Annotated in this window: 18 protein-coding genes and 1 pseudogene; 13 read left to right on the forward strand and 6 right to left on the reverse strand. The window is 66.7% G+C overall.

The features are described 5' to 3' along the window. Positions 1-18 precede the first annotated feature (18 nt). Positions 19-642 carry a helix-turn-helix domain-containing protein gene (locus tag A5771_RS20995; protein WP_165606138.1) on the reverse strand — a complete coding sequence of 208 codons (624 nt, stop codon included), beginning with the start codon at positions 640-642 and terminating at the stop codon, positions 19-21. A gap of 125 nt (positions 643-767) precedes the next feature. Here A5771_RS20995 and A5771_RS21000 point away from each other — a divergent pair, with 125 nt between their 5' ends. Next, complete coding sequence (locus A5771_RS21000; protein WP_064857117.1) at positions 768-1,352, forward strand: VOC family protein; 585 nt, start codon at positions 768-770, stop codon at positions 1,350-1,352. A gap of 10 nt (positions 1,353-1,362) precedes the next feature. Beyond that, positions 1,363-1,701, forward strand: a complete 339-nt coding sequence (locus A5771_RS21005) for a hypothetical protein (RefSeq protein ID WP_064857118.1) — start codon at positions 1,363-1,365, stop codon at positions 1,699-1,701. Here A5771_RS21005 and A5771_RS21010 read toward each other — a convergent pair. From A5771_RS21010 to A5771_RS21020, 3 genes are read right to left on the reverse strand one after another with little or no spacing between them, the layout of a single operon-like run. Beyond that, complete coding sequence (locus tag A5771_RS21010) at positions 1,694-2,455, reverse strand: SDR family NAD(P)-dependent oxidoreductase (protein ID WP_064857119.1); 762 nt, start codon at positions 2,453-2,455, stop codon at positions 1,694-1,696. The two genes, A5771_RS21005 and A5771_RS21010, sit on opposite strands and share 8 nt — an antisense overlap. A gap of 18 nt (positions 2,456-2,473) precedes the next feature. Beyond that, positions 2,474-3,502, reverse strand: coding sequence for a phosphotransferase family protein (locus A5771_RS21015; protein ID WP_064857120.1), 1,029 nt, complete (start codon positions 3,500-3,502; stop codon positions 2,474-2,476). Then, on the reverse strand, positions 3,499-4,710 hold the full coding sequence (locus tag A5771_RS21020; protein WP_064857121.1) for an acyl-CoA dehydrogenase family protein: 1,212 nt from the start codon (positions 4,708-4,710) through the stop codon (positions 3,499-3,501). The genes A5771_RS21015 and A5771_RS21020 overlap by 4 nt, the downstream gene beginning before the upstream one ends. 139 nt (positions 4,711-4,849) lie before the next feature. Between A5771_RS21020 and A5771_RS21025 the strand changes: the two genes are divergently transcribed. The 4 genes from A5771_RS21025 (at position 4,850) to A5771_RS21040 (ending at position 12,446) form a co-directional block, all read left to right on the forward strand. Beyond that, positions 4,850-5,698 carry a TetR family transcriptional regulator gene (locus A5771_RS21025; protein ID WP_064857122.1) on the forward strand — a complete coding sequence of 283 codons (849 nt, stop codon included), beginning with the start codon at positions 4,850-4,852 and terminating at the stop codon, positions 5,696-5,698. An 11-nt stretch (positions 5,699-5,709) separates the two neighbouring features. After that, positions 5,710-9,306, forward strand: a complete 3,597-nt coding sequence (locus A5771_RS21030) for a hydantoinase B/oxoprolinase family protein (RefSeq protein WP_064857123.1) — start codon at positions 5,710-5,712, stop codon at positions 9,304-9,306. A 117-nt stretch (positions 9,307-9,423) separates the two neighbouring features. Further along, positions 9,424-10,875 (forward strand): protein kinase domain-containing protein, encoded by a 1,452-nt coding sequence (locus A5771_RS24495; RefSeq protein ID WP_428844429.1) that lies wholly within the window; start codon positions 9,424-9,426, stop codon positions 10,873-10,875. A 68-nt stretch (positions 10,876-10,943) separates the two neighbouring features. After that, positions 10,944-12,446: a serine/threonine-protein kinase gene (locus tag A5771_RS21040; protein ID WP_064857125.1), complete on the forward strand. Its 1,503-nt coding sequence runs from the start codon at positions 10,944-10,946 to the stop codon at positions 12,444-12,446. 13 nt (positions 12,447-12,459) lie between these two features. Here the strand turns inward: A5771_RS21040 and A5771_RS22905 are convergent, their stop codons facing one another. Then, entirely contained in the window at positions 12,460-13,122 is a 663-nt protein-coding gene (locus A5771_RS22905; RefSeq protein ID WP_131808964.1) for a hypothetical protein, read from the reverse strand. A gap of 383 nt (positions 13,123-13,505) precedes the next feature. Between A5771_RS22905 and A5771_RS21050 the strand changes: the two genes are divergently transcribed. The 4 genes from A5771_RS21050 (at position 13,506) to A5771_RS21065 (ending at position 16,678) form a co-directional block, all read left to right on the forward strand. Beyond that, positions 13,506-14,450: an ABC transporter substrate-binding protein gene (locus A5771_RS21050; protein WP_064857126.1), complete on the forward strand. Its 945-nt coding sequence runs from the start codon at positions 13,506-13,508 to the stop codon at positions 14,448-14,450. Between the two features lie 89 nt (positions 14,451-14,539). Beyond that, on the forward strand, positions 14,540-15,199 hold the full coding sequence (locus tag A5771_RS21055; protein WP_064857127.1) for a 5-oxoprolinase subunit B family protein: 660 nt from the start codon (positions 14,540-14,542) through the stop codon (positions 15,197-15,199). Between the two features lie 31 nt (positions 15,200-15,230). Further along, positions 15,231-16,124, forward strand: coding sequence for a 5-oxoprolinase/urea amidolyase family protein (locus A5771_RS21060; RefSeq protein WP_064857128.1), 894 nt, complete (start codon positions 15,231-15,233; stop codon positions 16,122-16,124). A gap of 8 nt (positions 16,125-16,132) precedes the next feature. Then, positions 16,133-16,678, forward strand: coding sequence for a GNAT family N-acetyltransferase (locus A5771_RS21065; protein WP_064857175.1), 546 nt, complete (start codon positions 16,133-16,135; stop codon positions 16,676-16,678). A gap of 542 nt (positions 16,679-17,220) precedes the next feature. On the opposite strand, the pseudogene A5771_RS24230 reads toward A5771_RS21065, so the two are convergent. Beyond that, positions 17,221-18,261 (reverse strand): annotated as a pseudogene (locus tag A5771_RS24230) (SulP family inorganic anion transporter); the annotation flags it as partial. A 591-nt stretch (positions 18,262-18,852) separates the two neighbouring features. Here A5771_RS24230 and A5771_RS23190 point away from each other — a divergent pair. From A5771_RS23190 to A5771_RS21075, 3 genes are all read left to right on the forward strand, one after another. Next, positions 18,853-19,254, forward strand: a complete 402-nt coding sequence (locus A5771_RS23190; protein ID WP_131808966.1) for a hypothetical protein — start codon at positions 18,853-18,855, stop codon at positions 19,252-19,254. Between the two features lie 33 nt (positions 19,255-19,287). Then, positions 19,288-20,502, forward strand: coding sequence for a sodium-dependent bicarbonate transport family permease (locus A5771_RS21070; protein ID WP_064857129.1), 1,215 nt, complete (start codon positions 19,288-19,290; stop codon positions 20,500-20,502). A 182-nt stretch (positions 20,503-20,684) separates the two neighbouring features. Beyond that, positions 20,685-22,091, forward strand: a complete 1,407-nt coding sequence (locus A5771_RS21075; protein ID WP_064857130.1) for an MFS transporter — start codon at positions 20,685-20,687, stop codon at positions 22,089-22,091. Positions 22,092-22,107 lie beyond the last annotated feature (16 nt).

A 22,107-nucleotide genomic window follows, 5' to 3' on the forward strand; every position in this document is an offset into this window, starting at 1 on the left:
CACCTGCGACCGAGCTGACTAAGGGTGTACGACGACCGACAGCACCTGGACAGTCTCGGCCGTCGGGTTGCGGTACCGATGCGGCGTTGCAGGATCGAACGCGATGGAATCTCCTTCGCGCAACCGCACGGTTTCGAAACCGACGACGGCTTCGATTTCGCCCTGCAAGACGTAGAGGTATTCCCTGCCCTCGTGCCGAATGGGTTGGCCGTTATCGGAGGACTGGCCACCCGGCCCGTAGACGACTTTGAGGAAATCGACCCGGCTGTCATGGCTGGGCGTGAGGCGCTCCCAGCGAACGCCCGACGACAGATCGATGCTGCGCCGATCATCGGCGCGTTGCACGATGCCTTTTCCGTCCGGGCCGGTAGCCCTTCCCCACGACTCGGCCGGCGCAGCAGGAACTGCGGTGACAGCCGGCGCACCGAACAACGAATCCAGGTTGATACCGAGTTCATGCGCCAGTGCATAAACCACGCGAGCCGACGGCGTGGTCACGCCGCGTTCCACCTGGGAGACCAGACTCGGCGAGCATCCCGCCCGTCCGGCGAGTTCGCGCACGGACAAGCCGCGCGCGGTGCGGATCCGGCGGATCCGTTCACCGATGTCGCTCGTTGGCCTCTTTGCGGCGCGGTCCTTCACTTGGTCATCCCTCACCACGCCTAATGTGCAATATTACAGACGCTGAGTGTACACAACTCCGCACTTCACATGCGATTATCTCGGGGTCGTGTGCGTTATTCTGCACACAAGAGATGGAGGCAGCTATGGCCCTGACAACCCCCGCCGCCCTTGTCGTCAACCACGTGGGAGTTACCGTCCCGGACATCCACGCCGCTATCGACTGGTACGGGTCCGTCTTTGGCTTCCGATGCATCATGGGTCCGCGCGAACTCACCGCGGCCGGTCATGCCGAGGCGTCGTCGGTGTTCGGCGCCGGCTTTCGCCGAGCGTGGCAGGCGCACCTCCTCACCGGGAATTCGGTGGGAATCGAGCTCTTCCAGTTCATCGACCCGCCAACCCGGGAACTGCGGCCGGATCAGGAAACGGCGCCGGGCCGAGAAGGGATGCCGTGGTTCCAGCCCGGACTCTGGCATCTGTGCATCACGCACCCGGACGTTCCGGCCATGGTTGAGCGCATCGTCGAACACGGCGGCGCGCTACTGGCGCCGCCCTACCAATTCGTGCCCGGCCGGCCGTGGACGCTGGCCTACTCCACGGACCCGTGGGGCACCGTGCTCGAGCTGATGAGCCATAGTTACGCCGAGGCGTTCAGCAACTGGCCCCAGCCCGGGCAGCTGGTTCCGCCGACGCTGGTGCCACGCCCGAATCACGACGGCGTCACCCAGTAGCCTCACCACCGTGACCTTCTACTTGGTGATCCGGGACTTCAACAACGAGACCCGCGAGGAAGGCCCCGAGCTCGCCCGGGCCGAACCGTCGGCCGTGGGCGCGGCCCTGCAAGCCTTCCGGCCCGGGCAAGAGTCGGTCCTGGGCCGGTTGCAACGCGCACTGGACGACGCACCGCCGCGCGTTTTCGACATCGACGACCCGCAGATCCTCAAGTCCAAGCAGCTGCTGCTTTTCGCCGACGAACTTTCGGTGCAGTTCAGCGGGTACGACGACGTAACGAAAGAGGAGGCGCGGTACGCCCATTACGATCGCCCGGAGGACCCGATCCGATTCTCCGACCTCAGTTGATCGTGAAACCGCCGTCGACGGCGATGGTCTGCCCGGTGACGTAGCCGCCGGCGTCGGAGGCCAGCCACACCGCGGTGGCCGCGAGTTCCTCGGGGTCGCCCATCCGGCCCAGCACCATGCGGTGGGAGATGCTGTCCAGGTAGCCCGGGCGGTACTGGTCGGTCATCTCCGATTGGAAGAAGCCGGGCGCGATCGCGTTGACCCGGATACCTTTCCGGCTCCCCCACTGCTGAGCCAGATCCCGCGTCAGTCCGATGAGCCCGGCCTTGCTGGCGGCATACGCGGCCTGCGGCAGTCCCGCCGTGGTCAGGCCCAGGATGCTGGAGATGTTGACGATCGACGAACCCGGCCCCATCACCCGGCCGCACGCTTGCGCGGCCCAGTAGGCCCCGTTGAGATTGATGTCGATCACCTCGCGGAACTGTTCGGGCGTTTCCCGGGTGGCGGGGTGTGCGGTGCCGATACCGGCGTTGTTGATCAGCACATCGACCCGGCCGAAACGCTCGACGGCGGCTTCCACCATTGCGGTCGCCGCCGCCGGGTCGGCGACATCGGTGGCCACCGGCAAGGCCGCGCGCCCGGTCGCGGCGACCAGTTCGGCGGCATCGGCGAGCTTGTCCACTCGCCGCGCGGCCAGCACGACGTCGGCGCCGGCCACGGCCAGCGCCCGAGCGAAATACACCCCGAGGCCCGAGGACGCCCCGGTCACCACTGCAACCCGGCCGTCGATGCGGAATTTGTCCAGTACGCCCACCCATCTCACCTTTCTTCGTCAGCAGTTCAATGCTTTTCGGGCCGCGGCGATGAACTCCGGCGCGGCCTGCGCTGCCTCATCGGCGTGCAGCACGTTTCCGGCCCCGTGCGCAGCCCGATGGGTGATCCCTTCGGCGATGACCCCGATCTTGAAGTTCGCCAAAGCCAGGTAGAAGTTCCACTGCCCCAGGTCGCGTCCGGAAAGCTGGGCGTATCGCTCGGCGAGGTCGTCGGCGGAGGGCAGTCGGGAACTGGTCCACGCGGCGGGGTGGCCGAAGACCAGATCGAACGCGGGCGACCGGTAGGCACACATCAGCGCGATATCGGTGAGCGGATCGCCGAGCGTGGACAGCTCCCAGTCCACCACCGCCCGGATGACCCCGGCCTGCTCGGGATCGCAGATGGTGTTGTCGATACGGAAGTCGCCGTGCACCACCGAGGACTCCGAAGCCCGCGGGATGGACTCGGCGAGTGCGGCGGCCAGTTTCGCCACATCGCCGTCCACCGCGTCGTCATCGCCGCGCGTCTTGACCAGTTCCCACTGGCGAGCCCATAGCCGAACTTGGCGTTCCAGGAAACCCGCTGGCCTGCCGAATGATTCGAGCCCCACCGCCCGATAGTCGACCGCGTGCAGGTCGACGAGTATCCGCACCAGCGCGGAGGCGTTGGCGGCCAGTTCCGCATCGGTGAGAACGCCGAGATCGTCCTTGTGCCGGAATACCCGGCCGGCCACGAACTCGGTCACCGTCAGCGGCGCACCGCACACCGTGCCGTCGGCGTCGAACGCGATGGGCTCCGCGATCGGCACCGCCGTACCGAACAGGCCTCGGGTGACCACGAATTCGCGACCCACATCATGGGCCGACGGCGTCAGGCCACCCAGCGGAGGCCGGCGGACCACCCACGCCGACACTTCGTCGCTGACCTTGAAGGTGAGGTTGGACCGGCCGCCGGCGATCAGCTCGACGGCCAGGTCGCCGCGAACCGGTACGTCGTGTGCGATGAGGTAGCGGCGCAGCGCAGCCGGGTCCAGTCCGTCGACCGTCACTGCGGGGACGCCTTGAGCGCGCGCCGGGCCGCGCCGATGCGCCGTTTGGCGATCGCCCAGCGGTGTACCTCCGAGGGCCCGTCGTAGACCCGGAACGGGCGTACTTCCCGGGACAGCCGCGCCGGTGGCAGGTCCTCGGTGACGCCGAGCGCACCGCACATCTGCACGCTGCGGTCGACGATGCGGAAGATCGCCTCAGCGGCGAAGGTCTTCGCGATCGATGTCGCATCGCCGGCGTTGCCGCCCTGATCCAGTTCCCAGCACGCCCGCACCAGCAGCGCTCGGGTGGCGGCGATGTCGATCTCGTTGTCGGCCACCATGTTCTGGATCATGCCCAGATCGCCGAGCGCCGACCCGAACGCCTGACGCTCCACCACATGAGCCAGCGCGGTGTCGTGACCGCGGCGTGCCGCACCGAGCCACCGCATCACGTGCGTCATGCGCGCGGGGCCGAGGCGGACCTGGGCGTACTCGAAGCCGCGGTCCACCTCGCCGAGCACCGCTTCCTCGGGGACTCGAACGTCGTCGAAGAGCACCTCGCAGTGCCCACCCACCATGGACCGGTCGAGGGTCGGGATGTGCCGGCCGACGGTCAGGCCGGGGGTGTCGGCGGGAACCAGGAACATGGTGGCGCCGCCACGCTGCCCGGCCTCCCCGGACGTCCGGGCCATCACGATGAAGAAGGCGGCGCCGTCAGCACCGGTGATGTACCACTTGCGGCCGGTGATGTACCAGTCTCGCGAGCGGCGCTGCGCCGTGGTCGCCAGCGCCGCCGGGTCCGAGCCGGCTCCCGGGGCCGGCTCGGTCATCGCGAACGCCGACCGCACCTCGCCGGCCGCCAGCGGGGCCAGGTAGCGAGCCTTCTGTTCGGTGCTGGCCACCTCCGCCAGCAGATGGACGTTGCCTTCATCCGGCGCCGCGATGTTCACCGCGGCCGGGCCGAACAAGGAATATCCGGCGGCCTCGAACACCGGCGCGCGATCGGACATGTTCAGGCCCAGGCCCCCGTATTCGATGGGGGCGTGGGGCGCGAACACTCCCGCTTCCCGGGCTGCTGCCTGCAGTTCCTTGATCACCGTGTCGCCGCCGGCGGCCGCGATGTCCCCGCCGTACCGGTCCTCGACCGGCAGCACGACGTCCTCGATGAACGCCCGGGTGCGTTCCACCAGCGCCATCACATCCGGCGAGTAGCCCAGCTCGATTGCCATGTCACTCCATTCTGACCGACCGATCACTCGGGCCCGAACAGTACGGACTGTGGCATAGAAGCTGTCACCAGTCAAAAGCCGACCTTGGCTGCGCACTTCTCGCGCGTTATAGTTCAGATTTCCTGAACATGGAGGTGGCGTGGCCGGAGCGGTGGCGTGCGGCGTTGCGATCCGCGCGGCCCGCCGGGGGCGCGGGCTGACCGTCCGGGAGCTGGCGCAGCGCCTGGGGGCGAGCGCGGCGACGGTGAGTGCGGTCGAAAACGGCAAGACCGGAATCTCGGTGACTCGTCTGCAGCAGTACGCGCAGGCGTTGGGCGTGACGGCCGCCCAGCTCCTGGAGGGCGGCATCGAAGTGCCGGCAACCAACTCGGAAAAGGTGCCGGCGGATTCGGGGATTCCACCCGGCGACTGGCGAACGTTTCCACCGCTGGCACTGGACGGTGTGCTGACCGCGGCGATCGACGCTTTCGTCGAAACCGGCTATCACGGCAGCACGATGCGGGACCTGGCGGCACGGGCCGGGATGAGCGTTCCGGGCCTCTACCACCACTACCCGGATAAGCAGGCCCTGCTGGTCGCGATCCTGGATCTGACCATGACCGAACTGCACTGGCGCGTCGACGCGGCCCGCGCCGGTGCGACAACCGGCATCCACGAGGTGCGGCGCATCGTCGAAGCGCTGGCCCTGTTCCACACTCACCGGCAGAAGCTGGCGTTCATCGGAGCCAGCGAGATGCGCAGCCTGACCCCGATAAATCGGCAGCGCATCGCCACCTCCCGAAACCAGCTCCAGCACACCCTGGATGCCGCCATAGACCGCGCATCGCGCGACGGGGACGTCGTTGTCGCAGACCGCCGCATCGCCGGCCGCGCCATCGCGACGATGTGCACCTCGCTGCCGCAGTGGTTCAACGCCGCCGGCCCGGCCACACCGGAGGCAACCGCCCGCATCTACGCCGACTTCGCGGTATCGCTGCTCACCGAGTAACAATGTGAGCCGTGTCGACGACGTGGCAGTTCTGGATCGACCGGGGCGGCACCTTCACCGACATCGTGGCCCGGCGCCCCGATGGGCGACTGGTCACCCACAAGCTCCTGTCGGAGAACCCGGCCCAGTACCGCGACGCCGCAGTGGCCGGAATCCGCGCCCTGCTGCAGATCCCCGACGGGCCGATTCCGGCCGGCACCATCGACGCGGTGCGGATGGGCACGACGGTGGCCACCAACGCCCTGTTGGAGCGCGCCGGGGAACGCACCCTGCTGGTCATCACCCGCGGCTTCGGCGACGCGCTTGCCATCGCCTACCAGAACCGGCCCCGCATCTTCGACCGGCACATCGTGCTGCCCGAGCAGCTATACGAACGCGTCATCGAGGTCGATGAACGTATCGGCGCCGACGGCAGCGTCCTGCGCGCACCGGACCTGGAAGCCCTGGGTACACAGTTGCGCGCGGCGCATGCCGACGGGATACGTGCGCTGGCGGTGGTGTGCCTGCACAGTTACCGGAACAACGCGCACGAGCGGGCGATCGGCGCACTGGCCGAACAGCTGGGCTTCACCCAGATCTCGCTATCGGGTGAAGTCAGTCCGCTGCCGAAGCTGATTCCGCGCGGTGACACCGCGGTCGTCGACGCCTACTTGTCGCCGGTGCTGCGCCGCTACGTCGCGCAGGTCGCCGACCAGCTGCGCGGGGTGCGCCTTGAGTTCATGCAGTCCAACGGAGGCCTGGCCGGTGTCGATCACTTCCGCGGCAAAGACGCGATCCTGTCCGGCCCGGCAGGCGGAATCGTCGGCATGGTGCGGATGTCGGCGCTGGCCGGATTCGACTCGGTGATCGGGTTCGACATGGGCGGAACCTCCACCGACGTCTCGCATTACAGCGCGGACTCCGGCGGTTACGAGCGGGTGTTCACCACCGAAGTCGCCGGGGTGCGGCTGCGGGCTCCGATGCTGCACATCCACACCGTCGCCGCCGGCGGCGGATCGATTCTGCACTTCGACGGCAGTCGGTTCCGTGTCGGGCCGGAGTCTGCGGGCGCCGATCCGGGCCCGGCCTGTTACCGGCGCGGCGGACCGCTGACCGTCACCGATGCCAACGTGATGCTCGGACGCATCCAACCGGCGCACTTTCCGGCGGTGTTCGGGCGCACCGGCGACCAGCCGCTGGATGCCGCGGCGGTGCGACGCGGCTTCGCCGACCTGGCCGGCGAAGTCCTCAGCGCCACCGGCGATGCGCGCACCCCAGAGCAGGTCGCCGAAGGGTTCCTGCGCATCGCGGTGGCGAACATGGCCAACGCGGTCAAGAAGATCTCGGTGGCCAAGGGCCGCGACATCACCCGCTACGCCCTGACCACCTTCGGCGGAGCCGGCGGACAGCACGCGTGCGCGGTCGCCGACGAACTCGGCATCCGCACGGTGCTGGTACCGCCGATGGCCGGTGTGCTTTCCGCACTGGGCATCGGGTTGGCCGACACCACCGTGATCCGGGAGCGGGCGACAGAGACGCGGCTGGACACCGACGGCCTCGGTGACGTCGCCGACGACCTGGAACAGCAGGCCCGCGCCGACCTTGCCGCCCAAAGTGTTTCGGCCGACCGGATACGGGTGACACGTCGGGTCCACCTGCGCTACCAGGGCACCGACACCTCGATCCCGGTCGAGCTCGGCAGCCTCGAGCAGATGACCGCGGCGTTCGAAAGCACCCACCGCGGTGTGTACTCGTTCCTGATGGAGCGCCCGCTGATCGCCGAAGCGGTCGCGGTCGAGGCTACCGGCCTGACCGAACAACCCGACCTGGCCCTGCACGTGGCGTCCGGCACCACGCGGGAATCAGCCGAACTCGTCCGGCTCTACACCGGCGGACGCTGGCGGGACGCGCCGCTGCACCGGCGGGAACAGATCACCTCCGCCGACGTGGTGACCGGGCCGGCCATCATCGCCGAGGACAACGCCACCACCGTCGTCGACGACGGCTGGCAGGCCGGCCCGACCGCCGACGGACAGCTGATCCTGCGGCGAACCGCCGCGACGGTGACGGACCGTGCCGGGACCGACGCCGATCCGGTGCTGCTGGAGATCTTCAACAATCTGTTCATGGCCATCGCCGAACAGATGGGCGCTCGACTGGAGGCTACCGCTCAATCGGTGAATATCCGGGAACGGCTGGACTTCTCGTGCGCACTGTTCGATGCCGACGGCAACCTGGTCGCCAACGCGCCGCACATCCCGGTGCACCTGGGATCGATGGGCGCCACCGTCAAGGAGGTGATCGCCCGGCGGGCCGGCCAGATGCGGCCCGGGCAGGTCTACGCGGTCAACGACCCGTACCACGGCGGGACCCACCTGCCGGACATCACCGTCGTCACCCCGGTCTACCCAGCCTCGGCCAACGCCGGCGACTCGGTGCTGTTCTTCGTGGCATCCCGCGGCCACCACGCCGAGATCGGCGGAACGACACCAGGTTCCATGCCCGCTAACAGCCAAACCCTCGACGAGGAAGGCGTGCTGTTCGACAACTGGCTGCTGGCCGAGGATGGGCAGTTCCGCGAAGCGCAGACCCGCGCGTTGCTCACCGGCGGGCGGTTCGCCTCGCGCAGCCCCGACACCAACCTCGCCGACCTGCGCGCGCAGATCGCCGCCAATCAGAAGGGTATCGACGAGATCCACGCCATGATCGAGGATTTCGGGCTGGACGTGGTTCAGGCCTACATGCGTCACGTCCAGGACAACGCCGAGGAGGCGGTACGCCGGGTCATCGATTCCCTCGACGATGGGCACTACCGCTACGTGATGGACTCCGGTGCGACGATCGCCGTCCGGGTGACCGTCGACAAGGCCGCCCGCAGTGCCACCGTCGACTTCGACGGAACCTCGGCACAGTTGGCAACTAATTTCAACGCGCCGTCATCGGTGGCCACCGCCGCGGTGCTCTATGTGTTCCGCACATTGGTGGTCGACGACATCCCGATCAACGACGGCTGCCTGCGTCCGCTGCGCATCACGATCCCCGACGCAACGATGCTGGCACCGCGATACCCGGCCGCGGTGGTGGCCGGCAACGTCGAAACCTCCCAGGCGATCACCGGGGCGCTGCTGGCCGCGCTGGGGGTGCAGGCGGAGGGGTCCGGGACGATGAACAACGTCACGTTCGGCAATGCCGGCCACCAGTACTACGAGACGCTCGGTTCCGGGTCCGGCGCCGGTGACGGGTTCGACGGCGCCGCCGTGGTGCAGACCCATATGACCAACTCGCGGCTCACCGACCCCGAAGTGCTGGAGATGCGTTTCCCGGTGTTGTTGCGCGAGTTCGCGATCCGGCACGGTAGCGGTGGTGCCGGCCGCTGGCACGGCGGCGACGGCGGCGTGCGGCGGATCGAGTTCGGCGAGCCCATGACGGTCAGTGTGCTGTCCGGACATCGAACCGTCGCGCCGTACGGCATGGCCGGGGGATCCCCCGGGGCGATCGGGCACAACCGGGTGGAGCGCGCCGACGGCACCGTCACCGAACTGGCCGGCTGCGACTCCACCGACGTGGCGCCCGGCGACATTCTGGTGATCGAGACTCCCGGCGGCGGCGGGTATGGCGAACCTCGCTAGAAGGTTCATTTGGACGTCGCGGTCCCGCATTACGCAGTGCCTGTCGGCGATACTCGTTACGATTCGCCAATGCCACTCGCTGACGGGACTAGGTTCGCCGGTTTCACGGTGCTCCGAATGCTGGGAAGTGGTGGCATGGGGGAGGTCTACTTAGCTCGCCATCCGCGGTTGTCCCGTAATGACGCGCTCAAGGTCTTGCCGCGCGACCTGGCCGATGATCCCGCCTACCGACGGCGCTTCGAGCGCGAGGCAGACGCCGCGGCAGGACTGTTTCATCCCAACATCGTCGGAGTCCATGACCGCGGGGAGTGTAATGGGCAACTGTGGATCTCGATGGACTTCGTCGAAGGTTTCGATGCGCTGAAGTTGCTGCGGGAGACCTTACCTGGCGGGCTTCCACACAATGAGGTGGTACAGATCGCCCAGGCGGTGGCGGATGCCCTCGATTACGCCCACAGCCGCGGACTCCTGCACCGCGATGTCAAGCCTGCGAATATCCTCATCGCTGGGCGGGCTTCCGGTCACCGACGAATTATGCTCGGGGACTTCGGTATTGCTCGCCGCATTGACGACACAAGCGGTCTGACGGCCACGAATATGACTCTTGGTACGTTGAATTATTCTGCCCCCGAGCAATTGACGGGCCAGGCGATCGACGGTCGAGCTGATCAGTACGCGTTGGCGGCGACAGTGTTCCATCTGTTCACCGGCTCGGCTCCATACGCTCACTCGAACCCCGCGGTTGTCATCAGCCGTCGGCTCAGCGAGCCGCCGCCGCGGCTATCGTATGCCCGTCCCGACCTAGCAGGTCTCGACCCCGTCCTGGCGCGCGGGCTAGCGACGGAGCCCAATGACCGTTTCGCCTCCTGCGCTGAATTTGCTGCCGCACTGACTGGGCAGCGCGCCGCGGTAGCATCGGCACCCACCCTGGTAGCGCCTGCTCCGGCGGCTCGAGCGGAATCCGCCGCGGAACCGCTGACATTGCCGGCCGGCCCAACCGCCCTCGGCAGGCGGCCACGCCCGCCGGTTTGGGCCCTGGCCTTTTTGGGCGTGATGACGGCGGTCGCCGCCGTATTGGGAGGGATGCTCCTGGTGCGCAACGGCCAGCCTGCTCCGGTGGCCGCCCAAACCCGCAGCCCTACCTACACTGCGCCGGACGCACCTTCGATCCCAGCGACACGGGCAGCCACGCCACCTGTGGGAAGCCCGACGCGATCGACCGCACCGGCGCGTTCCAGCCCGATATTGCCCGATGCCGACGAATACGGGTTCGTCAGCTACCACGGAGGTGCTCGCTGCGCCGGAACCGACCGCGCTGTGATGATCCTGCGGACCACACAATCAGCCGTGGTGATCTGTCGCGGAACAGCCGAAGGTCTTTACTACCGGGGCTATCGGATCTCTGACGGCGCAACTATCGAACTCGGCGACGTGGTTCCGGTGGGTTCCGGCTACCGCGCGATCAACGGCTCCGAGGACGCCTTCTATGAGGTCACCACCCGCGGTCTGGTGATCGCCCAACACGGCCAGATACTCGCCGACGAGCCCGCCGTCGAATCGGCTTCCTGACCTGTATGACGGCGGCTTGACGAACACGAGGAGGTGTCGTGGCCCCAGGTAACGCCCGCATAGGGTCGATGTTCGGCAAGTATTCGCTCAAGAAGCTGCTCGGGCAGGGCGGAATGGGTGCGGTGTATGAGGCCTACGACACCAGCAAGAACCGCACTGTGGCGCTGAAGATCCTCGCCGAAGAACTCTCGCGCGACGAGCGGTTCCGCACCCGGTTCCAGCGGGAGTCACACGCCGCGGCGACGCTCGACGAGCCGCACGTCATTCCGATCCACGACTGGGGCGAGATCGATGGAAACCTATTCATCGACATGCGGATGGTTCGGGGGCAGGACCTCCATGAGTTGCTCAAGCAGGGTCCCATTGATGCGGCGCGAGCAATACGACTCATCCGCCAGATCGCCTCAGCCCTCGATGCTGCCCACCTGGCTGGCCTCGTACACCGGGACGTCAAGCCACAGAACATTCTCGTCACCGGCGGTGAGGATTTCGCGTATCTCATCGACTTCGGTATCGCCGCCAACCGAACTGATACCAGGCTCACCGTGGCGGGCTCCGCGATCGGATCGCTCGCGTACATGGCGCCGGAACGGTTCGGGGACGGACCCACGACGCCGGCGGTCGACGTGTACTCGTTGGCCGGCGTGCTGTACGAGACGCTCACCGGCGAGACTCCGTTTCGGGCCGACAGCATCGAACAGTTGATCGCCGGTCACATGTCGCTGCCGCCTCCCCGTCCCAGTCTGGTCAACCCGCGGGTCCCGGCAGGGCTGGACGACGTGATCGCACGAGGGATGGCCAAAGAGGCCGACGACAGGTACGGCAGCGCGGGAGCGCTGGGACGTGCGGCCGAGCGCGCACTCGGTTCCCTGGCTTCTGGACCGAGCACCGGACCAAGTGCGGTGACGCAACTCGCGCCGACCGCAATGGCCGCACCGACTCCGTCCTCGACGCAACCGGAGACACTATCCACGGGACCGAATGCTGCTGCGCAACCCCGTCAGTGGCTGGTACCGGTCGTGGTAACGGTAGTCGCCGTCCTCCTGCTCGCCGGTATCGGCGTGATGATTGGGCTCCTAGCCCGGCAGAACGCCGCCCCTGCTACTGACGCCGCGCCCCAACCGACCCGTTACACCGGTTACCCAGTGCCGGCGCAGACACCCTCCTACCGGCCGGAGCCGGTGCCGCCGCCACCGCCACCGGCACCGGCACCGGCGCGTCCGGCAACTCCGCCGGGGGTGACGGGTCCGGACAACAGTGTCAACCACCAGTCCTGTGACGACGGCTATTCGCTGACCAACGCGAGCGGTTTCGGAACCCACTCCAAACGCGGCAGCCGGGCAAGCTCGTGCTATTTCGCCCAAAGCGTTCTACTTGCCTACTGGAACCAGTACGGCAATGCCAGTCGAGAGTCCCGCACCGTCTCTGCACCCGGAGCGGTCCCCTGCTCTAGCGTGGGTCGGGATGTCACCTGCGATGGAAATAACTTTGTATTATATTGCGCTGCTTATGGATTCGATAACTGGATCACTTGCCGTGGCGGGAACGATGCCGTCGTGTATCTCTACTGAGGTCGGACCACGATCAGACGCCGCACGTGCCGGATGGCAGTGCCTCGGCATGTGCCCGGAGCCACCCAGCCAGCTCGGTCAAGTCGGCAACTCCCTCCGAATAATCGCCAGAGTCGGGTTCAACGGCCATCGCCACGACCATCGAACCTTTGGGGGTGGGCACAACGGCGATCTGACGTACCAGGTACCGGCCCGCCGGTGACGGACCCCAGCCGCCTTTGATCCTCGTACCCGGAATCACGCCGAGGCCCCACCGTTGACTGGGTTCGATCTGTCCCATCAGTTCCAAGACAGGCTGATCCCGCGAATCACACGCAGCTGAAGCCAGGAATTGCGCTTGGCTCACAAGCGACCATTCCGTCTGACCGAAGGCGCTGAATTCGGGCCGTACCTTCTGTGTTTGAACGATCGTGGCGTCTCCGGCGGCGCCCAGCACCGCTTCGACCTTTGCCGCCGCTTCCGTTGGTTCGCCGAGGCTCGCCCATATCGACTCCGCGGCCGCATTGTCGGATTGCGTGATTGCCGCCGTCACGTCGTCGGAAACTTGATCGGAGTTCCGCTGTCGCATCTCAGCAATAGCAAGCGGAACTTTGATCGTCGACCATGCCGGCCCGGAGGTCCACTCACCCAAAATGACAGGCCCGCCAGGGTCGCTGCCCACCGCGCGAATCACCACACCGGCAGTCGCATGCAGTCTGGTCTGCAGACCGGCAAAGGAGGACTCCAGTCCAGCGCGATCTGGGCCCAGCGGGCCGGCCGGGGGCGAGTCCGGAACCACCTGCAGGGGTGCCGAAGACGGCGGCGGATGCTGACCCGCGGGGCTGGGCGCAATATTGAACGCGAAAACAGCGGCCGCGGCGACGACCCCCAAACCGCCTAGCGCGATTAGCCATTTCTGCTGCGTTCCCCGGGGCGCCGACGTGGCAGACCCCGGCCACCTTTGCCTGCCCCGTCGGCCCATGCTGAAACAGCCTAACTTCCGCTTCCGGCCAGCGTCTCCGGTGACACACAGCCTCATTTCCTACTCCCACAATCATGCAGACCGACTAATCTCGCGCCATGCGCGATCAGTGGAGCCGACGCGGCTTCTTAGGTCTATGCGCCACCGCGGGCGTAGCGTGGCTGGCCGCTTGTTCGTCGGACAGGCCCGATGACGCCGGCGCCCCGGGCCCGGTGACCATCACCCACCTGTTCGGCGAGACCACCGTGCCCGAACCACCCCAGCGGGTGGTCTGCGCGGGCTACACCGGGCAGGACGACCTGCTGGCGCTGGGTGTCGTACCGGTCGCCGTCACCGCCTGGTTCGGCGACCAGCCCTTCGCGGTGTGGCCCTGGGCGCAGCAGCGCCTCGGTGACGCCAAACCCGCGGTGCTCAACTTGGACAACGGGATTGACATCGATCGGATCGCCGAGCTCAAGCCGGATCTGATCATCGCGACGAACGCCGGGGTGGACGCCGACACCTATCAGAAGCTGTCGGCGATCGCGCCGACCGTGCCGCAGTCCGGCGGCGACGCCTTCTTCGAGCCGTGGAAAACTCAGGCCAACGCGATCGGCACAGCGGTACACCAGGGCGCCCAGATGCGGTCGCTCATCGACGGCGTCGACGCGAAGTTCGCCGACGTCGCCGCCGCGCACCCCGGCTTCAAAGACAAGAAGGTGCTGTTGCTGGCGGGCCGCCTCGAGAGCGGCAACCTCACCGCGAGCACCGGGTGGCGCACCGAGTTCCTCTCCCGGATGGGACTGACCGTCGCCGATACCCCGGCGGTCATCGAGCATGACCGGCGCGGCGCCGCCCTCGCCGCCGCCGACGTGCTGATCTGGACCACCGAGAACGACGACGAACGCCGGGCGCTGCTGGACGATCCCGACATCGCCGGGTGTGAATCGCGCAGCGTCTTCACCACCGGGGATCAGGCCGCGGCGATCGCCTTCGCCTCCCCGCTGAGCTACCCCCTGGTGGCCCAGCAGTTGCCGGGTCCGATCGCCAAAATCCTCGGCTAGCGGCCCAACTCTGCGCGTTTGGTAAGGCCGCTCTGGCATAGCCCGCAGAATTGTGGCCTGGATCACTTTCCATGGCTACGGTCGGAGATATGAGCACGGCATTGGATTTCACTGATCGCACCCAAACCGACAGGATCCTCGACTACGGCGACTGCGCACTGCTGTTGCAGTTCGGCCGCACCGCCGAGGTACTGGCCTGGACCTCGGCGCTGAGCGCCGCGGCGCTGCCCGGGGTCGTCGACATCGTGCCGGCATCGCACACCGTGCTGGTGAAGCTGGCCGACCCCGGCTACCAGGCCGATATCCGGCGCCGGCTGGCCAAGCTGACCGTCGACTCCGGCGAGATCCAGACCACGCCACCCGACACCGCCGTCGACGTGACGATCGATGTGGTCTACGACGGCCCCGATCTCACCGAGGTGGCCGAGCGGACCGGCTTGACCGTTCCCCAGGTGATCAACGCTCATACCGCAACACCCTGGCGGGTGGGATTCGGCGGCTCCACCCCGGGATTCGCCTACTTGATCGGCGGCGACCCGCGACTGCAGGTACCGCGCCGCCCCGAATTGCGGGACGCCGTTCCGGCCGGCTCGGTGGCCCTCGCCGGCCAATTCAGCGGCATCTACCCGCGCCAGTGGCCAGGCGGCTGGCAGTTGATCGGGCGCACCGACGCCGTGCTGTGGGATCTAAAACGACCAAGCCCAGCGCTGCTCACACCGGGCCTGACCGTGCAATTCCGGGCCGCCTGAGGGCCGCGGGACTCGAGAACGGGAGGTTGCGATGATCACGTTGGAGATACTGCGCACCGGGCCGCTGGCCTTGGTCGAGGACCTTGGCCGCCCCGGATTGGGCCACCTGGGCGTCACCCGGTCCGGGGCCGCCGACCGCCGCTCGCACCAACTGGCCAACCGTTTGCTGGCCAATCCCGACGACCGTGCCACCATCGAGGTGGCGTTCGGCGGCTTCTCTGCGCGGGTCCACGGCGGCGATGTCGACATCGCGGTCACCGGCGCCGACACCGACCCCGAAGTCAGCGGAGTCTCGTTCGGCACCAACAGCATTCAGCGCGCCCACGATGGTCAGGTGATCTCGCTGGGATCGCCCCGATCGGGTCTGCGGACCTACCTTGCGGTGCGCGGCGGGATCGAGGTCACCCCCGTGCTGGGCTCGCGCAGCTACGACGTGATGGCCGCGATCGGACCGGCGCCGTTGCGCGACGGCGACGTGCTGCAGATCGGCGAACCGACCGGCGAGTACCCCGAGGTCGACCAGGCCCCGGTCGCGACCATCCCCGACGACGTCGTCGAGTTGCGGGTGACCCCGGGGCCGCGCGACGACTGGTTCGTCGACCCCGACATCATGGTGCGCACCAACTGGCTGGTCTCCAACCACAGCGACCGGGCCGGGATGCGACTGGTCGGGATGCCGCTGGAATACCGGTGGCCGGAGCGGCAGTTGCCCGCCGAAGGCGCCGCCCGCGGCGCCATCCAGGTACTGCCGAACGGATTTCCGATCATCCTGGGCCCGGACCACCCGGTGACCGGCGCCTATCCGGTGGTCGGCGTGGTCGTCGAGGAGGACATCGACACCCTGGCGCAGGTCCGGCCCGGACAGTCCGTGCGGATGCACTGGTCGCGGCCGCGTCAGCACCCGTCCGCCCACTCGACCTGGTAGGCCGGAGGGTGCTTCGCAAGGTCCGCACCGCCCGCCTGATCCACACCTCCGATCTGGACGACGAGACCCGCCGCGCCGCTCATGAGCTGGTCATCGAGGCCTACGGGGACGCGTTCTCCGACGCCGACTGGCAGCACGCGCTCGGTGGCATGCACGCCCTGATCTGGCACCGCGGTGCCCTGATCGCCCACGGCGCGGTGATCCGGCGTCAGCTGCTCTACCGCGACCGGTCCCTGCGCTGCGGCTACGTCGAGGCCGTCGCCGTCCGGGAGGACCAGCGCGGGCGTGGGCTGGCCACCGCGGTGCTGAATGCCTGCGAACAGGTGATCCGCGGCGCCTTCGAGCTCGGTGCGCTCAGTTCAGCCGAGATCAGCCGCCGGCTCTACACCTCCCGGGGCTGGTTGCCGTGGCGCGGCCCGACCTCGGTGCTGTCCCCGACCGGGCTGGTCCGCACCCCGGATAAGGACGGCACGGTATTCGTGATGCCGGTCGAGCTGGACTTGGATACCACCGCTGAGCTGGCCTGCGACTGGCGCGACGGCAACGTCTGGTAGCCCAACTCCTCAAGGCTGGCCAGGGCGATTCGGGTGCTCATCTCGTGCTTGGACAGGGGGCGCAAGTGTTCCCATCCCTCGATCACCAGCATTGGACTCTCGTCTTGGCCGGTGAACTCCTCCAGGTAAGAACGAAGGGACTCACTTGTCGTGTGGTCAACGAGGGACACACGTGAGCTCAAGTGTAGGTGCACTGTCCGTGTGCCCTGCGGGAGCTGACCCAACTCCCGAATGACGTGGAACAGGTTGAAACACACCAGAGAACTATCCAGGTACAGGTGGTAAACGCCGTCCTCGAATTCCCGCTGCGACACCGGATTGCGAAAGAGACTCAGGAAGCGGCCGGCCAGACTCGGCTTGGCGGATTCCGTGCCGTTGCGCACCGTGTGCCACAGGCCCACCAACCACAGATTCAGTACCAATGCCGCGGCGACGCCGGCGAAAATACCGATGAGCAGGTCCGTCGTCACCGTCACGAACACAGTGATCGCGAAGACCACGAACTGTTCGGTTCCGACCCGTGCGGCATGGATCCAGACCGCGGGCTTACACAGTTTGTAACCGATGAACACCAGGACGGCGGCCAGCACCGCCAACGGGACCAGGTTGATCAGGTCGGTGAACAGCAGCACGAACACCAGCAGGAAGCAGGCGTTGTAGAAGTTGGCCCACTGGGTGCGGCCGCCGCCCATGATATTGGCCGTGCTCTTGACCATGCCGGGGATGATGGTCAAGCCACCGAGCGTGCTGGAGGCGATGTTAGACGCGCCCATGGCCAGTAGGGTCCGGTCCGGGTCGGAACGGCGGCGAAATGGATCGATTTTGTCCACGGCCGAGATCGTCGCCAAAGACTCGGTCCCGTCGATCAAGACCAGGGTGACCACCAGGTAGACCAGCGGCAGCCACAGCTCAGGATGGGCGAACACCGTTCCGAACTGGGGGAGGACAACCCCATCCGTGAGCGAACCGGGGACGTTGATCAGGTAGTGCTCGTCCAGCTTCAGGATGAACACGCTGGCGAGCGTGCCGGCGAAGAACACCCAGACCGGAGGCGGCATGACCTTCAGCAACCGCCCGGAAACCGCCGTGAGCACGAAAAGCCCCGCCAGGCAACCGATCCCCAGGCCGAAGACCTGAAGGTTCATCGCCCCGACTTGGCGGGGCACTTCGCCCAGGATCGCCCAGAATTCGCGGCCCTCGAACGCCACGCCCATAAACAGCGGGATCTGCTTGGCGATGATCATCAGGCCGATCGCGCACAGCATGCCCTGAATGGCCGCGGCCGGGAAGATGGCGCTCAGGCGGGCCACCTTCAACCTGGCAAGGATCACCTGCACCACGCCCGCCATGACGATGGCAACCAGAACCAGGGGGTATCCCACCGCAAGCAAGTCGGCTTCCGAGGCGCCGTCGCCCAATCGGACCTGCCCCAGCATGATCATGCCGGCGAACAGGGCCGGCGCCAGTCCCGCCGCCGGGCCGCTGATGGTCACATACGAGCCGCCCAAAAACGGCAGGACGAAACCGGCGATGATCGCCGACACAATTCCACAGATCGGCGGCGCTCCCGAGGTGATCGCGATTCCCATCGAGAACGGCAGCGAGATCATGGCCACCGTGAAACCCGACCGCAGATCGTAACGCCAGTGTTTGAGGCCGGCCAGGCCGTTGCGCGGCTTTTCGGTCGAAACGGTCAGGCTCTGTGACATGGGTCAGCTCTCTCGGCAGCGGCTTAAAGCCGTTGGCGCAAAGCACTGCCGGAACTCGTGCGGCGTGAATCCAACTCCATGACGGGAGGACGGAAATACGGGTGCGGGACGGACCACCGTATGATAGTCGTTACGGCGGCGGCTGCCACTTAAACGCGGTTACCGTGAAATCTGCACGGCAAGTGTGAACACCGAACGCCCGGCCGACACGACCGATTAACCCCGGCCCGGGCCGGTATCTTGGCCATCAGCGTCGATGCCAGCCGGGCAGGAACATCGGCGCTCCAGGACGCAGGGCTTAGGCACCGATGCCGCATTCCCAGAAAATTGGCAGCTGCATTCACAGCAGACTGGCAGCTCCTATTGCTTCCCGATAGTCGGAATCGGGATTGCGCCATCCGCAGGCAGCACATTTGACCTGCTGACCAGCCGGTTGTAGCCCCCGGTTCGGGCATCGGTGATCCGGTGGCGATGACGGCGTTGATCTCGGGCCAGCAGGTGCAGGCGGTGCCGGGTCAGGTGCGCATCCCCGTCCGCGTGATGGTGGACAGCAGCGTGCAAAATTCCTCCCTGGCGAGCCCCACCGACCGGATCTGCGCACTGGAGTCCTCATCGGCGATAGCGTTCCAGATCACAGCGAAACACTTGCGAGACAGCCGGTCTCGCGCCTCAGCTGTCGGCTCCGGTTACCTCATCCTGGCTCGACTTTGCGTCTACGCCGCCAGCCTTCCGTCTCGAACATGCCGCAGGCCAAAACGAGAAGCAGGACGTCACCACAACCTCATCCGAGCCGAGCTTCTTCCGGTCGCGGCCCTCACAGCAAATCAGTACCCTGCACGGGAGCTGTCGGCCAGCCTCGAGAAGTAATCTGGCCCGCTGGATACTGACTCGGGAGACCCAATGCTGTTTGAGTTCTGGCATAACTTCACGCACAACCTCTTCAAGCCACTGCTCCTCTTCTTCTACATGGGTTTCCTGATTCCCCTGCTGAAGATCCAGTTCGAGTTCCCCTACGTGCTGTATCAGGGTTTGACGCTGTACCTGCTGCTGGCGATCGGATGGCGCGGCGGTGAGGAGCTCGCCACCATCGACTCCTCGAGCATCGCCCAGGTCCTGGGCTTCATCGTGCTGGGGTTCGTCACCAACCTGATCATCGGATTCGTCGCCTATGGGCTGTTGACCCGGATGACGAAGATGCGACGAGTCGACCGGGCCACCGTGGCCGGCTATTACGGCTCGGATTCGGCCGGCACCTTCGCCACCTGCCTGGGCGTACTGGCCGCGTTGGACATCGCCTTCGACGCCTACATGCCGGTGATGCTGGCCATCATGGAGATCCCGGGCTGCATCGTGGCGCTGCTGCTGGTGGCGCGGTTGCGTGAGCGCGGGATGGATCCGGTGGGCAACATGCCCGACGAGCCGGGCTACAACCCGAAAGCTCGTCTCGAACTGGTCACCGCCGCCCAGGCGCAGCAGCCCCAGACCCGGCGTGAGCTCGAGGTCGAGGCGGAACTGGAGATCTCGCTGGAGAAGCGCGACCACCCAGATCCGGTCGAGGTGAACCCGACGGTGGCGACTGCTCCGGTCAGCGGAACGCTACTTCGTGAAGTCCTGCTCAACCCGGGGCTGTACCTGCTCTTCGGCGGAATCCTCATCGGCTTCATCGGCCGGCTGCAAGGCGCCTCGGTCATCGAGGACGGCGACCACGTCTTCGTCACGGCGTTCCAGGGCATGCTGTGCCTGTTCCTGCTCGAGATGGGCATGACGGCATCCCGCAAACTCAAGGATCTGCGGAGCGCGGGACGCGGCTTGATCGCGTTCGGATTACTGGCCCCGAATCTCTTTGCCGTAGCCGGAATTTTCATCATCCACACTTACTCGCAACTCACCGGGACCCACTTCGAGACGGGCAGCTACGTACTGTTCGCCGTGCTCTGCGGTGCGGCGTCGTATATCGCTGTCCCTGCGGTGCAACGGATTGCGATCCCAGAGGCCAGCCCGACGGTGCCGCTCGCCGCATCGCTGGGGCTGACGTTCTCCTACAACGTGACGATCGGCATTCCGCTCTATCTTCAGATCACTCATGCTGTCAACAGCTGGCTACCGGTCGGCTGACAACCTGACGAATTCGGCTGCGCGCACACGCAATAGGTGACGCGGCCCACACCGGCGAACCCCTCCAACGCTTTTACAGGTTCTACACCGCAAGCTGCCAGTTCGGATCGGTATGTTCTCACGGCGGCCCCTCGCGACGGATCAGCACGGCGACGGTGACCGGAGAGCACGAGGAGAGTTCAATGACGCCCACCCATCTCAGCGAATTCGACCCAGAGGACTGTGCGGCTTGGGAAAGCGGCAACAAGGTCGTCGCACGACGTAATCTGATCTGGTCGACGGCGACCATGCACGTCGCCTTCTCGATCTGGTCGCTGTGGTCGGTGGTCGTGCTGTTCATGCCCGAGTCGGTCTACGGCATCAAAGCGGGTGACAAGCTGCTGCTCGCGGCGGTCGCCACCCTGGTCGGTGCGTGTGCGCGGATTCCGTACGTGGCGGCCACCGCCAAATTCGGTGGTCGCGACTGGGCGGTGTCCTCATCGCTGATTCTGCTGATTCCCACCGTCGGTACGCTGTTGCTGCTGGTCAACCCCGGTCAACCGCTGTGGATGTACCTGGTGTGTGCGGCCCTGACCGGCCTCGGCGGCGGAAATTACGCAGCGTCGCTGGCCAACGTCGACGCGTTCTACCCGCAGCGCCTCAAGGGCGTCGCACTCGGGCTCTGCGGCGGTATCGGCAACCTCGGTGTGGCGGCGATCCAGCTGGTCGGACTGCTGGTGCTCTCCACCCTCGGCAACACCAAGCCTGAGCTGGTCTGCGGCGTCTACCTGGTGCTGCTCGCCCTGGTCGGAATCGGCGCCGCCCTGCGGATGGACAACCTCGACCACGGCGCGAAAGAGGTGGGCAGCATCCGGTCGATCCTGTCGATCCCGGACAGCTGGGTCGTCTCGCTGTTGTATTGCGCAGCCTTCGGTTCCTTCATCGGCTTCGCCTTCGCCTTCGCCCAGGTGCTGCACGTCACATTCGAGGAGACCGGCCACAGCCCCGCCGAAGCCTCGCTGTACGCCGCGCGAATCGCCTTCCTGGGACCGCTGTTGGGCGCCTTGTCGCGCATCTACGGGGGCCGGGTAGCGGACCGGCGCGGAGGCGGGCGGGTCACTTTCGTCGTCTTCGTCGGAATGATCCTGGCCGCCGCAGTACTGGCTGTCACCAGCACGATCGACGACCGCACCCCGGGCACGGTGACCTCGACCAGCATTGTGCTCTACATCACCGGATTCATCGCGCTGTTCATCCTGGCCGGGATGGGCAACGGTTCGGTGCTCAAGATGATCCCGTCGATCTTCGAGGCCCGCAGCCGGTCGCTGGACTGCCCTGAAGGCGAGCGCCGCCACTGGGCTCGTTCGCATTCCGGCGCATTGATCGGGTTCGCCACCGCGGTCGGCGCGCTCGGTGGGGTCGCCATCAACCTGACCTTGCGGCAGGCCTGGGCCGCCACGGGCAGCGAGACACCCGCCTTCTGGATCTTCCTCGCAACGTATTGCGCCGCAGCGGCATTGACCTGGGTGATGTACGTGCGCCGCCCGCCGCGGATGCGGCCCGGCACGAGCCCGCGGGCTCCGCGTGACACCCAGACGGTGCCGGTGTGACCGAAATCGCCACCGC

It is taken from the genome of Mycolicibacter sinensis, from assembly GCF_001667375.1.
Taxonomy (GTDB): Bacteria; Actinomycetota; Actinomycetes; order Mycobacteriales; family Mycobacteriaceae; genus Mycobacterium; species Mycobacterium sinense_A.